The organism is Corynebacterium sp. AOP40-4SA-5 (genome assembly GCF_052377355.1).
GTDB lineage: Bacteria > Actinomycetota > Actinomycetes > Mycobacteriales > Mycobacteriaceae > Corynebacterium.
The window spans coordinates 1-14,251 of sequence record NZ_JBQSWS010000006.1; the positions used below are offsets into that span (position 1 = coordinate 1).

The 14,251-nt window shown below is 70.7% G+C and carries 11 protein-coding genes; 6 read left to right on the top strand and 5 right to left on the bottom strand.

Going from position 1 to position 14,251, the window contains the following annotated elements; all coding sequences use genetic code 11:
• Positions 1–213: 213 nt before the first annotated feature.
• Both ACT3S3_RS04925 and ACT3S3_RS04930 read right to left on the bottom strand, forming a co-directional pair.
• Positions 214–765, bottom strand: coding sequence for a DUF402 domain-containing protein (locus tag ACT3S3_RS04925; RefSeq protein ID WP_301442528.1), 552 nt, complete (start codon positions 763–765; stop codon positions 214–216).
• A gap of 28 nt (positions 766–793) precedes the next feature.
• A complete protein-coding gene (locus ACT3S3_RS04930; protein WP_441582159.1) occupies positions 794–1,597 on the bottom strand; it encodes an Rv1157c family protein in 804 nt (267 codons plus the stop codon).
• Between the two features lie 286 nt (positions 1,598–1,883).
• On the opposite strand from ACT3S3_RS04930, the gene typA reads away from it, so the two are divergent.
• The 6 genes from typA to dapC all read left to right on the top strand — a co-directional run bounded on the left by typA (position 1,884) and on the right by dapC (position 8,850).
• A complete protein-coding gene (gene typA, locus ACT3S3_RS04935; RefSeq protein WP_444626378.1) occupies positions 1,884–3,794 on the top strand; it encodes a translational GTPase TypA in 1,911 nt (636 codons plus the stop codon).
• A 47-nt stretch (positions 3,795–3,841) separates the two neighbouring features.
• A complete protein-coding gene (locus ACT3S3_RS04940; RefSeq protein WP_444626380.1) occupies positions 3,842–5,728 on the top strand; it encodes an ABC transporter family substrate-binding protein in 1,887 nt (628 codons plus the stop codon).
• Complete coding sequence (gene mshB / locus ACT3S3_RS04945) at positions 5,721–6,713, top strand: N-acetyl-1-D-myo-inositol-2-amino-2-deoxy-alpha-D-glucopyranoside deacetylase (protein ID WP_441582156.1); 993 nt, start codon at positions 5,721–5,723, stop codon at positions 6,711–6,713. The genes ACT3S3_RS04940 and mshB overlap by 8 nt, the downstream gene beginning before the upstream one ends.
• 5 nt (positions 6,714–6,718) lie before the next feature.
• Positions 6,719–7,174, top strand: coding sequence for a hypothetical protein (locus tag ACT3S3_RS04950; RefSeq protein WP_301443812.1), 456 nt, complete (start codon positions 6,719–6,721; stop codon positions 7,172–7,174).
• Positions 7,175–7,340: 166 nt separating this feature from the next.
• The gene (fdxA, locus tag ACT3S3_RS04955) at positions 7,341–7,664 is read left to right on the top strand and encodes a ferredoxin (RefSeq protein WP_301443811.1); all 324 of its coding nucleotides are present in this window, start codon (positions 7,341–7,343) and stop codon (positions 7,662–7,664) included.
• Between the two features lie 43 nt (positions 7,665–7,707).
• Positions 7,708–8,850: a succinyldiaminopimelate transaminase gene (gene dapC, locus ACT3S3_RS04960; RefSeq protein ID WP_444626382.1), complete on the top strand. Its 1,143-nt coding sequence runs from the start codon at positions 7,708–7,710 to the stop codon at positions 8,848–8,850.
• A 98-nt stretch (positions 8,851–8,948) separates the two neighbouring features.
• Here the strand turns inward: dapC and ACT3S3_RS04965 are convergent, their stop codons facing one another.
• The 3 genes from ACT3S3_RS04965 to ACT3S3_RS04975 form a co-directional block, all read right to left on the bottom strand.
• Complete coding sequence (locus ACT3S3_RS04965) at positions 8,949–11,594, bottom strand: ABC transporter permease (RefSeq protein ID WP_441582154.1); 2,646 nt, start codon at positions 11,592–11,594, stop codon at positions 8,949–8,951.
• Positions 11,595–11,738: 144 nt separating this feature from the next.
• The gene (gene dapD, locus ACT3S3_RS04970) at positions 11,739–12,683 is read right to left on the bottom strand and encodes a 2,3,4,5-tetrahydropyridine-2,6-dicarboxylate N-succinyltransferase (protein WP_301442202.1); all 945 of its coding nucleotides are present in this window, start codon (positions 12,681–12,683) and stop codon (positions 11,739–11,741) included.
• 55 nt (positions 12,684–12,738) lie between these two features.
• Complete coding sequence (locus tag ACT3S3_RS04975; RefSeq protein WP_301442203.1) at positions 12,739–14,193, bottom strand: amino acid permease; 1,455 nt, start codon at positions 14,191–14,193, stop codon at positions 12,739–12,741.
• Between the last annotated feature and the right edge of the window lie 58 nt (positions 14,194–14,251).

The following is a 14,251-nucleotide window of genomic DNA, read 5'->3' on the forward strand; positions in this document are numbered from 1 at the left end:
ACGAGCACCCGGCCCCGGACACAGTGGACCCCCGGACCGAAAGGGCCGGGGGTGCACTGCTGACGTTTCAAGAGGAGAATGCTCAGCTGCCGTATACGAGGTGTCCTTCCGGTGGGGTCCGTGTCGCTCGGCCACCTTCTCGGTGGCACTGACATCAATCTACGACTGCGTTCTTGGGGGAAGCTGTCAGGCTGCTGGAGCGTCAGTGCAAGTTCACGTAGCGCTGTCGCAGGGGGCGGCGAGCTGCACGTCAGTGGCCCAGTGGAGGGGAAAACCCACCCCGTCGAGCCACGCTTCCACGCCGCCGGCGTCGAGCATGCCGTTGATGAGGCGTTGCGAGGAGTGCAGTGCGCGGGACGCCGCGGCGGCGTCGACGTACCCGGCGAGCAGGGCGTCGCCGAGCTCCTCGAGGTCGAGCACCTCCCATTTGCGTCCGGCGTAGGTCACCAGGTCGACGTAGAGGTCGGTGGTGTGCCAGGTGTCGCCGGCGTCCTCGACCAGGGCGATGTCGACGTAGAGGTCCTGGCCGTCGAAGCGTCCGCCCTCGCCCTTCCGGAAGTGGAATCGGTTGACCCGCAGGTCGAGCTCCGGGATGAGCCAGCTCTCGAGGTAACCGAAGCGGGGGTGGTCGGCGGGACGGGCCATGTACAGCATGCCGTCGGTCCGCGACCAGTGGTCCACGGCGCGCAGGAAGCCCTTGGGGTCGGTGTTGGTGTCGTTGACGAGGTCGAAGGTCTCGACCTTGGGCGGGTGCAGGTCGCTCATCTCGGCTCCGGGGGTGGCCGGTGGTGGGTCAGCGGACGTTGAAGATACCGGCGGTGGGCAGGAAGGTGCAGTTGCCCTGGGCGCCCTCCTCGTCGGTGGTCACGCCGCCCTCGAGCAGGGTGAGGACGTTGCCGGGGCCGGTGTCCGCCAGGCCGTTGATGGTGGCGGGGCCGTCGGGGTTGATCCCGCCGAAGCCGAGGGGGGTCTGGCCCACGCGGCCGTTGTCGATGTTGACCCAGTGCACGCGCATGCCGTCGTTCTGGTGCTCGGCGACGGGTCCGGTGCCCAGGGCGGTGAAGACGAAGGAGATCTGTCCGGCGGGGACGCCGGGGAGGGGCAGCTCCGCGGGGCCGGGCACGCCCATGGCCAGGCCGACGGCGTTGCTGTCGCCGCCGATGCAGTTCTGGGCGAGTGTCGGCCAGCCGAACTGGGTGAAGCCGGGGGCGTCCTCGGGCAGGCCCACACCGGGTTCACCGTCGCCGCGGAAGAAGCTGACGACGCGCTTGAGGACACCGGAGACCTCTTCGGGGATCTCGGGCCGGTTGGCGACGTCCTCGATCTGCGCCAGGAGTTCGGGGGTGGGCCGGCCGAGGTTGTCGAGCGGCAGGTCCGGCATGGCCGGGAGCCCGGGCAGTCCCGGGATCGTGGGGGCGGCCTGCGCCGCCGGGGCGGCGGCGAGCGACATGCCGGCGGACGCCGCGGCGGCGGTCAGGACGGCGACGACGGTGCGCGCCACGCGGCGCGTGGGGCGTCCGGCGCGATTGGTGCGTCCTGCCCGGGCCGGGCGGGCGGGGCGGGTGAGCTGGGTGAGCTGGGGTAGCTGGGGTAGCACTGTCAGCCTCTCGGTGGTCTGGAATGGTGCCCCGTACGCTGCGGTCGCCGGGAACATCAAACGTCACATGAGTCCCAACCGTAACATGCGTAACAGGCCGGACCAAGTGTCGGTTTTGCCTACCATAGCAGCGATAGGCGTTCACCGCGCGCCGGAGAGCAGCACACGATAGTCTCGATGAGAGAAAACAGGGTGCTGTCGAGTACCCTGGACCGTCGTTGAACCCCGAGTCGTCCTCCGGGCCCGCCGACCTCGACTCATTCTCAATTAGGAAGCTGAAGGATCTGTGTCACTGACTGAATTCCGCAATGTCGCCATCGTCGCCCACGTTGACCACGGCAAGACCACCCTCGTCGACGCCATGCTGCGTCAGTCCGGGGTCTTCGATGCCCACGGCGAGGTCGAGGACCGTGTCATGGATTCGGGGGACCTGGAGAAGGAGAAGGGCATCACCATCCTGGCCAAGAACACGGCGATCCGCCGTGCCGGCCTGGGTAAGGACGGCGGTGACCTGGTCATCAACGTCATCGACACCCCCGGCCACGCCGACTTCGGTGGCGAGGTCGAGCGTGCCCTGTCCATGGTCGACGGTGTCGTCCTGCTGATCGACGCCTCTGAGGGCCCGCTGCCCCAGACCCGTTTCGTGCTCGGCAAGGCCCTCGAGGCCAAGATGCCGGTCATGATCTGCGTGAACAAGACCGACCGTCCGGACGCCCGGATCGACGAGGTCGTCACCGAGGCGCAGGACCTCCTGCTCGAGCTCGCCTCCGCACTGGACGACGAGGAGGCCGCGGCCGCCGCCGAGACCCTCCTCGACCTGCCCGTGCTCTACGCCTCCGGCCGCGCCGGCAAGGCCTCCACCGAGAACCCCGGCAACGGCAACGTGCCGGAGGCCGAGGACCTGCAGGCCCTCTTCGACGTCCTCTACGACGTGCTCCCGGAGCCGTCCGCAGACATCGAGGCCCCGCTGCAGGCCCACGTCACGAACCTGGACTCCAGCTCCTTCCTGGGCCGCATCGGCCTGATCCGTGTCTTCGCCGGCACGATCCGCAAGGGTCAGCAGGTCGCCTGGATCCACTACGACGCCGACGGCGTCGAGCACACCAAGACCGCCAAGATCGCCGAGCTGCTGCGCACCGTCGGCGTCTCGCGCGTCCCCGCCGAGGAGGTCATCGCCGGCGACATCGCCGCGATCTCCGGCATCGAGGACATCATGATCGGCGACACCCTCGCCGACCCCGAGCACCCGGTCGCCCTGCCGCGCATCACCGTGGACGAGCCCGCGATCTCGATGACCATCGGTGTCAACACCTCCCCGATGGCCGGCCGTGGCGGCGGCGACAAGCTCACCGCCCGCGTCGTCAAGGCCCGTCTGAACCAGGAGCTCATCGGTAACGTCTCCATCCGCGTGCTGCCCACCGAGCGTCCCGACGCCTGGGAGGTTCAGGGCCGTGGCGAGATGGCCCTGTCCGTCCTGGTGGAGACCATGCGCCGCGAAGGTTTCGAGCTGACCGTGGGCAAGCCCCAGGTGGTCACCCGGACCGTGGACGGCAAGCTCCAGGAACCCTACGAGCACATGATCATCGACGTGCCCGAGGAGCACCTCGGTGCCGTGACCCAGCTCATGGCCGCCCGCAAGGGCCGCATGGAGGGCATGGACAACACCGGTACCGGCTGGATCCGGATGAACTTCACCGTCCCGTCCCGTGGTCTGATCGGTTTCCGCACCATCTTCATGACCGAGACCCGCGGCACCGGCATCGCCAACCACTACTCGGCCGGCTACGAGGGTTGGGCCGGCGAGATCAAGGACCGTCCCAACGGCTCCCTGGTCTCCGACCGCACCGGTCAGATCACCGCCTACGCGCTGACCCAGCTCGGCGACCGTGGTGAGTTCTTCGTCGAGCCCGGCACCCAGACCTACGAGGGCATGGTCGTCGGGCAGAACAACCGCGACGAGGACATGGACATCAACATCACCAAGGAGAAGAAGCTCACGAACATGCGTTCCGCCACCGCGGACGCCACCGTGACGCTCGCCAAGGCGCGCAACCTCACCCTCGACGAGGCCATGGAGTTCTGTGGCGGCGACGAGTGCGTGGAGGTCACCCCGGAGAACATCCGCGTGCGCAAGGTCATCCTCGGCGCCACCGAGCGTGCCCGTGCGCTGTCGCGCATGAAGGCCCGCAACAAGTAGGCCGTTCCGGCACAGTCGCAGCCACGTACATGAGGAGCCGTCGCCAGGTGAACAAGATCAGTCGTCCCCGGCGGCGGCTTCCGTCGGTCGTAGCTGCCCTCGCGGCCTGCGGTCTCGTCCTGTCCGCCTGTCAGGCGAACCCCGGTGACGCGCCGACGGTCGAGGAAGCCAACGACCCCGACCCCGAGGCCGGCGACGCCGCCGACGGCGGGGGAGACGGCGACACCGGGGCGTCCTCCGTGCCCGAGGAACTGCGCACCATCACCGTGGGCGTGGACCGCATCCCCGCGGACCTGAACCCGCACCTGGTCGGGTCGCGGTCGATGCTGACATCGACGGTCGCCGACCTCACCCTGCCGAGCGCCTTCACCGTCGGCGAGGACGGCGACCGCACCGTGCTCAACACCGACCTGCTCGACGCGGCCGAGGTCACGGCCGGCGAGGAGGACGCACCCACCGAGGTGCGCTACACCCTGGCCAGCGAGGCCCAGTGGTCCGACGGCACGCCCATCAGCGGCACGGACTTCCACTACCTGTGGCAGCAGGTCGTGACCATGCCGGGGACCACCGACACCGCCGGGTACGGGGACGTCGACGACGTCGCCGTGTCCGCCGGCGGCAGCACGGTGACGGTGTCCTTCACCCGTCCGCAGCAGGACTGGCGCGAACTGTTCGCACACCTGCTGCCCAGCCACATCTACGGGGCCGAGGGCCGCAACTTCACCACCTTGCTGGGATCGTTGCCCGCGGCGTCCGGCGGGGTGTACACCGTGCGCCAGTTCGACCCCTCGCGCGGCAACCTGGTCCTGGAGCGCAACACCCGTTACTGGGGCGGGTCCCCGGCACGCACCGACCGGGTGGTCTTCTCCGAGTCGGCCGACCTGAACACCTCCACGCAGATGCTGCGCGCGGGGCAGTACCAGATGCTGACGACCCGTAGCGGGGCGGTGACCTCCGAGTCCGTGGACTCCGTGCCGACGGTGGGCGCCAGGACCGTGGACCTGGACACCCGGCTCGACCTGGTGCCCAACGTGGCCTCCGGTCGCCTCGAGTCCGCCGCGGCGCGGCGCGCGCTGCTGGGCAGCATCGACGCCGACCAGGTCTCACGCCTGGTCACCGGCGCGCCGGACGCCACGGCACCCGCCGGGGTCATCGGCGCGTACGGCGGAGGCGCCGGCGACGTCGACGCGGCGGAGGCCGTCGGGGCGAGCGACGCCGACCCGCTGCGCATCGCCGCGGACACCCTGGACGACGAGGCCGTCGAGGCCGCCCGCCGGGTCGCCGACCAGCTGACCTCCGCGGGCATTCCCGCGACGGTGGTCACCCCGTCCGCGTCCGACCTGTACTCCGCCTTCCTTCCACGCGGCGAGGTCGATGCGGTGCTGGTGTGGCAGGACCGGGACCGCTCGCGCACCGACCTGCGCAGCTCCTTCGCCTGCGACGACGCCGACCGACCCGTGATGTCGCCGTCGCGCTCCCTGCCCACCGAGTCCGAGCTGCCGGAATCCCCGGAGACCCCGGAGAGCACGGAGGACCCGGCTGCCACCGACTCCTCTGAGTCCTCTGAGTCTTCTGAGACCTCCGAACCGACGACCACCAGCCCGGCCCCCGGCGACAGCGAGCTGACCGCCCGGGCGTCGAACGTCTCCGGGATCTGCGACCCCGAACTCGACACGCTGCTGGACGACGGTTCGGACACCCAGGTCTCCGGGTACCTCTCCAACCTGGCGCTCTCGCTGCCGTTGATGGGCGACTCCGTGGTCGTGGGCCGCGCGGCCGAGCTGGCCGGTCCCGCAGGCCGCGTCGCGGACTGGCCGGTCGGGCAGAGCACCGGCCTCTTCGTGAGCATCCCGGAGTGGTTCCGCGCCAGCCAGCAGTCCGACGCCGCCTCCGACGACGAGGCGGACACCACGAATGAGGCAGACGATGACTGACGTGACAACCGAAGAAGCGCGCGGGGACGGCGATCTCGCCGGACTGCGCGTGCTCGCCGTCCACGCCCACCCCGACGACGAATCCATCTGGGGTGGCCTGGCGTTGGCTAACTGGGTGCGCCGTGGCGCCGACGTTTCCGTGGTGACCTGCACCTTGGGGGAGGAGGGCGAGGTGATCGGCGAGAAGTACGCCGACATCGTCGCCGACGGCTACGACATCCTTGGCGGATACCGCATCGCCGAACTCCAGCGGGCCCTCGGTGAACTGGGGCTCGGACGCCCCCGGTTCCTCGGCGGCCCGGGGCGCTGGCGTGACTCCGGCATGGTCGGAACCCCGGCCGCGGAGCACCCGTGTGCATTCGTCAACTCCGGGCAGACGGCCGTCGACCAGCTCGCCGAGATCTTCGACGAGCTGCGTCCCCACGTGGTCGTCACCTACGGCCCGGACGGTGGCTACGGCCACCCCGACCACATCCGTGCCCACGAGATCACCCACACCGCTGCCGACCAGGCGGCTCAGGACGCTCAGGACGCTCACGGCGGCAGGTGGGTGCCGTCGCGGATCTACTGGACCGCCCAGGAACGTGAGCGGGTCGAGGAGGGCCTGCGCGACCTCGACTCCCAGGGTGAGCCGCCGCAGGGTTGGCGGCGTCCCGAGCCCGGGGAGCTGGCCACCGTCCCGGCCCGCGTGGTGGACGCGAGGGTCGAGGGCAGCGGGGAGGACCTGGCGGCGAAGCGTCGGGCCATGGCGGCCCACGCCACGCAGATCTGGGTCGCCGACGGTTCCGTCAGCGACGTCAACGACCGGCCCCGCATTGGGCGTGCAGGTCATGCGGGGACGGTCGCCTACTGCCTGTCGAACCTCATCGCCCAGCCGCTGCTGGACACCGAGAGCTACACCCTCGCCCGGGAATTTCCGGCGCGGGGCGGTGTTTCGCAGGAGACAGTGGACAGACTAGACTGTCTATTTGCCGAAGGGAGGTGAGAGCGATGGGCGCACAGGACGGGACGGACACGTCCCGCACCGCCGAGCCGCACTGGGGAGACCCGGAGCGCTCGCAGGTCCGTCGTGACACCTCACGCTCCGAACGGGTGGCGGGGATCGTCTGGCTGTGCGTCGGCGCGGTCGTCGCCACCCTGTTGTCGGCGCTGTACCTGGGGTCGAGGATCACCGTCGGTGAGGTCTCGGTCCCGTTCCCCTGGCCGGTCGTCGCCGCACCGTGGTTCAACTTCGTGCTGGTCAGGACGGCTATGCTGTGGACCGACAACCGTCGGGTCGCCGCGACACCGTTGTGGGTGTGGCTGGCGACGTACAGCGTCCTGCTGTTCTGGCCGGTGCTCCCGGGGACCGGCGGAGACACGCCCCTCGGCGGTACCGTGTGGGCGGTCCTGCTGCTCGCACTGGGGGCGGCCGGGGGTGGTTGGGCATTACTGCGGTTGAAGTGAGATGATCACTTTCGACGAACGGCTGTGCAGCAGCCACGACTGCGGTGCGCACACCTCACAGGTGCGGGCCACCGGGACCCGGTGACTCCGGGACCCACCGAGCTAGACCAAGAGACAAGACCCCGAGAATCCTTGACAGTGACGAACTCCAGAAGGTGACAACGAGATGACCTACGTGATCGCGCAGCCGTGTGTGGATGTGATGGACCGGGCGTGCGTGGAAGAATGCCCCGTCGACTGCATCTACGAGGGCAAGCGTTCGCTGTACATCCACCCCGACGAATGTGTGGACTGCGGCGCCTGCGAACCGGTGTGCCCGACCGAGGCGATCTTCTACGAAGACGACCTGCCGGACGAGTGGGAGGACTACATCGACTACAACGTCGCCTTCTTCGACGACCTGGGTGACCCGGGCGGAGCCGCCAAGCTCGGCCCGCAGGACTTCGACGTGGAGGGCATCACGAACCTCCCGCCGCAGAACCAGGACTAGCACCGGACAAGCAGAAACCACCACCACAGCCAGAGGAAACCGCATGCCGCGCAGCACCCGCCGAACGCTCTCCGCAGAACTCCCGGATTTTCCCTGGGACTCGCTGGCCGACGCCAAAGCCACCGCCGCGGCGTACCCCGACGGCATGGTCGACCTGTCGGTGGGCACCCCGGTGGACGAGGTCGCCCCGTCGATCCAGCTGGCCCTGGCGGAGAGTGCCGGGGCACCGGGGTACCCGCAGACCGTCGGCACCCCGGCGCTGCGCGCGGCGATCGTCGCGTCCCTGGGCCGGCGCTTCGGCGTCGCCGGTGTCGGGGAGGATGCCGTCCTGCCCGTGGTGGGCACCAAGGAGGCCATCGCCTGGCTGCCGTTCCTGCTGGGTGTCACACCCGGGCAGACCGTGGTCATCCCGGAGCTGGCCTACCCGACCTACGAGGTCGGCGCGAAGCTGGCCGGTGCCGAGGTGCTGCGCAGCGACTCGCTCGTGGCGCTGGGCCCGCAGGCCCCGGCGATGATCTTCATCAACTCCCCGGCCAACCCGCACGGCAAGGTGCTCGGTGTCGAGCACCTGCGCAAGGTCGTGGAGTTCGCCCGTGAACGCGACGTGGTCGTGGTGTCCGACGAGTGCTACCTCGGCCTCGGCTGGAACAGTGCCGAGTCCGGAGACGATGGTGCGCCGGTCTCCGTGCTGGATCCGCGTGTCTGCGACGGTGACCACACCAACCTCATCGCGGTGCACTCGTTGTCGAAGACCTCGAACCTGGCGTCCTACCGCTCCGGGTTCCTCGCCGGCGACCGTGACCTGATCGCCGAGCTGCTCAGCGTGCGCAAGAACGCCGGGCTGATGATGCCCGGCCCGATCCAGGCCGCCAGCGTGGCAGCCTTCGAGGACGACGGCCAGGAGATCCTGCAGAAGGAGCGCTACCGCAAGCGTCGCGAACTGCTGTCCGCAGCGGTCGAGGTCGCCGGGCTGCGCATCGACCACTCCGAGGCCGGCCTGTACCTTTGGGCCACCGAAGGCCGACCGTGCCGCGAGACCGTGGACCGGCTCGCCGGGCTCGGCATCCTGGTCGCCCCGGGCGAGTTCTACGGTCCCTCCGGCGCCGAGCACGTGCGTATCGGGCTGACCGCCACCGACGAGCAGATCGTCACCGCCGCGCGTCGCCTCGCCGGGCAGGCGGAGTAGACCGCCCAGGCGGCAGCACCCGCTTTCAGGCAGCAACCCCGCAGGCTGGTCCGACCAGCCTGCGGGGTTGCTGCCTCGACAGGTCGTGCCGACGGCTCCTACCGCGGTTCGACGGCGTCCAGCGGTGGCACCCGGGCCGCGCGCACGGCCGGGGCTACGGCGGCGCAGACGCCGAGCACCACGGACCCGCCGAGGACGGCCCCCAGCAGGCCCCAGGGCACGCTGAGCACCGACAGTCCCACGTCCGAGAGCACGGTGAGCACCGCCCACCCGGCACCCAGCCCGAGCAGCACGCCCGGCACCGCCCCGTAGAGGGTGGTCTGCAGCGACTCGACGACCACCATGCGCCGGACCTGCCCACGGGTGACCCCCACGGCCCGCAGCACACCGATCTCGGCGCGACGTTCCACCACGGACAACGCCAGGGTGTTGACCACACCGAGCACCGCCACCGCGACGGCGAGGGCGAGCAGGGCGTAGACGGCCATGATCACCCGGTCGATCAGCTGGGACTGTTCGCCGGCGTACTCGTCCGGGGTGAGGACGTCGGTGGCCGGGGTGGTGGCCAGGGTCGTGGCGAGCCGGGTGTCCAGCTCGTCGGGACCGGTCGAGCCGTCGCCGGCGACGAAGAGGGCGAGGACGCGGTGACCGCCGCGTCCCTGCGCGCCCGGTGCGAGCCGCCAGTAGGCGCTCGCCCCGACGACGACGTCGCCGAGCACCCGGGACCCCTCGTAGGTGCCCTTGAGCGGCATGGTCACCGAGCGGCCTTGCCCGGGCGCGGCGACCGGCACCATGTCACCGACCTGCCAGCCGTTGTCGGCGGCGTAGGACGCCGACATCGTGACACCGTCCTCGCGGCCCAGGTCGAGGTCGCCGTGGACCCCGCCGACGTCCAGGACGCCGGCGGGGTCGCCGTTGCTCACGGTGACCAGGGGGAGGGTGCCGCCGTCGTGCTGCGACGGGTCGCCGACCGTGGCCAATGCCTTGGCCACGGTGAAGGTGGAGCCCACCCCGTCGGTGTCGCGGACCGCGCTCACCGCCTCTCCGGGCACGGGGACGTCGACGGCCCCGCCCGGGGCGGCGACGACCCGGTCGGCGGTGACCTCGGTGTCGATGACCTCACGCATCGACGCCGCGGTGGACGCCCCGGTCATCCCGGTCACCGTCACCAGGCACAGGCCCAGGGTGAGGGCGAAGGCGGTGCCGGCGGTGCGGCGCGGGGTGCGTCCGGCGTTGCGGACCGCGAGTCCGCCGGGGGCGCGGAAAGGACGCCCCGGGACCAGGTCGAGTACCCCCACGAGGCAGTGTCCCAGCACCGGGACGACCACGGTCGAGACCCCCGGGGAGAGCAGGTAGGTGCCCAGCAGCACGGCCAGGAGCCCCGCCGCGCAGAGGCCGCCGCGCACGCTGGTGCCCCAGTCCCAGTCCCCGTCCCCGGTAAGCACGGCCAGCACCGTCGCCGCGGCACCGAGCACGGCGAGGACGCCGCCGACGACGGTGCGCCGGACCAGCGGCGTCGCGGCGTCCTGCGCGTCGGCGACGGTGGGGGAGGCGACCGCGGCACGTCGGGCAGGTCCCCACGCGGAGACCACGGTGGTGACCGTACCCAGCACCAACGGCACCAGGGCCGTCGCGGCACCCGGTGAGGACGCGACCTCGGCAGGCTCGGGCAGCGGCAGTCCGGAGGTCACTTTCGCGGTCGCCCAGAGCCCGGCGACGACCGCGCCGGCGCCGGCCAGCACGCCGAGCACGGAGCCGAGCACGCCGATCACGACGGCCTCGGCGAGCACCGAGACGCCGACCTGCATCCGCGACATGCCCAGGCCGCGCAGCAGAGCGAAGTCGCGTAGGCGTTGACCGACGGTCATCGCGAAGGTGTTGGCGATGATGAACATGCCGACGACCAGGGCCAGTGCACCGAACACCGCCAGGGTGTAGCGCAGGAACGCCAGGCCGGACGTGGCGGGCGAGCGTTCCTGGGCGGCCAGGGCCTCGGCGGTGCGCACCGAGGGAGAGTCGTCCTGGCCGGAGAGCTCCCCGTCCAGCTTCTCGGCGACGTCGCCGGCGGACCTGCCCCCGGCGACGGTGAGGCCGAGGCCCGGGAGTCCGTCGGCGGCGAGTTCGCTGCGGTAGTCGTCCTCGTTGAGGGCTAGGCGGACGGCACCGTCTGCGCCGCCGCCGTCACCGTCGCCGTGGTAGAGCCCGGCGACGGTGACCTGCAGGTCGCCGGCGGCGTGGCTGACGGTGAGTTCGTCACCGACGTCGAGCCCGGCGGTGGCGGCGACGTCGGCACCGAGGGCGACCTCGCCGGGGGCGGGTTCCGTGCCCTCGACGATCCGGGTGTCCGGGTCCAGGGCGGTGGACGCGTCGTGCCAGGGGCCCGGGCGCACCGGGACGCCGCCGGTGTCGACGGTCGTCCCGTTGTCCGCGCCGCCGCGGGTGAGCACCACGCTGCGCCGGTCCAGCACGGTGAGCCGGTCGACCAGCGGGTCGTCCTGCAGGCGGTCGGGGATGTCGTCGGGCAGGACGAGGTGACCGTCGCCGGGCAGCACCACGACCTCGGCGCGGCCGTGGCCGGGGGAGAGCAGGCGGTCGACGGAGTCGTCGAGCACCCCGGACAGCACGGCGGTGCCGGAGATGAAGGCGGTGGAGAGCACCACCGCCAGCACCGTGAGCGCCAGGCGACCGAGGTGTGCGCGGAGCCCGCGGGTGCTCAGCCGCAGGACGGTGGCCGCCGCGCTCATCGGGGGCGGGTGAGGGTGGGGAGCAGGAGGGCAGGTGAGGCTGCGGGGAGTCCCATGGGGAGAGGAGAGCTTTCCGGGCCGCCGACGGCCCTGGAGGAGGGAGGAGAGCGGGGAGAGGGAGGAGAGTGGGCGTGCGCCCCCGGTCTAGTTCTTGTGGAGGTCCTCGTTGAGCTCCACCGAACCGCTGCGACGGGCCACGGCCTCGACCGCGCCGGACACGGAGTTGCGGCGGAAGAGCACGTTGGAGACACCGGAGAGTTCGGAGGCCTTCACGGTGGCGCCGTCCTCGACGCCGAGGGCGCAGGCGACGTCGCCGGAGACCACGGCCTTGGTGCCGAAGGTCATGTACAGGCCGGCCTCGACCACGCAGTCGTCGCCGAGGGAGATGCCCAGCCCGGAGTTGGCGCCGAGCAGGCAGCGCTCACCCACGGAGATCACGGCCTTGCCGCCGCCGGACAGGGTGCCCATGATCGAGGCGCCGCCGCCCACGTCGGAGCCGTCGCCGACGACGACGCCGCCGGAGACACGGCCCTCGACCATCGAGGAGCCCAGGGTGCCGGCGTTGAAGTTCACGAAGCCCTCGTGCATCACGGTGGTGCCCTCGGCGAGGTGGGCGCCGAGGCGGACACGGTCGGCGTCGCCGATGCGCACCCCGGACGGCACCACGTAGTCGACCATGCGCGGGAACTTGTCCACGGACAGCACGGTGACCCGGCCGTGGCGGCTCAGGCGGGCGCGGGTGGCCTCGAAGCCGTCGACGGCGCAGGGGCCGAAGTTCGTCCACACCACGTTGGCGAGCTTGCCGAAGATGCCCTCCAGGTTGCAGCCGTGCGGGCGGATCTCACGTCCGGAGATCAGGTGCAGACGCAGGTAGACGTCGGCGGTGTCGGTGGGGGTGGCGTCCAGGTCGTCGATGACGGTGGAGACCACGGTGCGCCGGACGCCGCGGTCGGCGTCCTCGCCCTCGAGGTGGGTCAGGTCCAGGGGGGCACCCGGTGCGGCCCCGAGGCCGAACTCGGGGTACCACACGTCCAGGACGGTGTCGTCTGCGGTCAGTGTCGCGATTCCGGTTCCGTAAGCGGCAGTCATGGTGAGTCAGTCTACCCGGACCCGGGTGGGCGCACGGCCGGTACCCGGTGTGCTGCTAGGCGCCGGCGGTGGCTTCCTCAGCCTCCCTGGCCTCCGTGCGCGCGTGGTGGCGGGTGACGTAGAGCCCCAGCAGGCTGACCGCGGTGAACGCGATGGCCACGGTGACCACCTGGTCGCGGGCGGTCTCGTCGAAGAGCATCAGCACCGCCAGGCCGACCAGGGCCACCAGCGTGATGATCGGCAGCACGGGCCAGGCCCACATTCGCACCTTCAGGCTGCCCTCGGCCTCCAGCTGCGGTCGCAGCCGCAGCTCGCTGAGCACGATGATGAACCAGATCACCAGCAGGCAACCGCCCACGGCGTTGAACAGGATGTTGATCAGGTTGTCCGGGCCCCAGACCTGCAGGCCGACGGAGACGAAGGCGAAGACCAGGGAGCAGACCACCGCGGCGGTCGGCACCTTCTGCGCGGAGACCTTCCGGAACATCTTCGGGGCATTGCCCTGGTGGGCGAAGGAGAAGGTCAGCCGGGAGGTGGCGTAGATCTGCGCGTTGAACGCCGACAGCAGCGCCAGCACGATGATCGCCTCCATGAACCCGACCACGCCGGGGACGTCCGCCATGGCCAGCACCCGGGTGAACGGGGAGTCCGCGGCACTGTCGGCCTCGTCGAGGGTGGAGACGTTCAGCAGGGCGACGATCACCAGGATCGAACCCAGGTAGAACACCGAGATGCGCCACACCACGGCACGCACCGCGGCGGTGATCGCCTCGCTGGGCTTCTCCGACTCCGCGGCGGCGATCGTCACGATCTCGATACCGCCGAAAGCGAAGGCGACGGCGAGCAGACCGGCGGCGATGCCGGAGATGCCGTAGGGGGCGAAGGGCGTGAAGTTGTCGACGCCCACCGCCTCGTGGCCGGGCAGCAGGCCGAAGATCAGCAGCGCGCCGACGACCAGGAAGAAGACGATGACGGCGACCTTGACGAAGGAGAACCAGTACTCGAACTCACCGAAGCCACGCACCGAGGCCAGGTTGATCACGGTGAACAGCACCACGCAGATCAGCCCGGGGATCCAGCCGTCCACGCCGAACCAGTTGCCCATGATCGCCCCGGCACCGGTGATCTCGGTGCCCATCACCATGATGAGCATGAACCAGTACAACCAGCCGGTGGAGAACCCCGCCCAGGGGCCGAGGGCCATCTTCGCGTAGGTGGCGAAGGTGCCCGAGGCCGGACGTGCCGCGGCGAGCTCGCCGAGCATGCGCATCACGAACACCACGATGATGCCGGCGACGATGTAGGACAGCAGGACGGCCGGCCCGGCCGCCTTGATGCCCACCCCGGTGCCGAGGAAGAGACCGGCGCCGACGGCGGAGCCCAGTCCCATCATCGTGAGGTGCCGGACCTTCAGGCTGTGCCCGAGATCCCTGTTTCCGGCCTCGGCCGGGTCGGCCCCCTGCGGATCGGAGGGTTGGCCGGCGGGGGAACCGGCGTGCTGTGTACTCATAGGTTCAAATTCTCGCACACTGGGCAGGCGGTTTCCGGCACAGGTCGTTAGAGTGAGG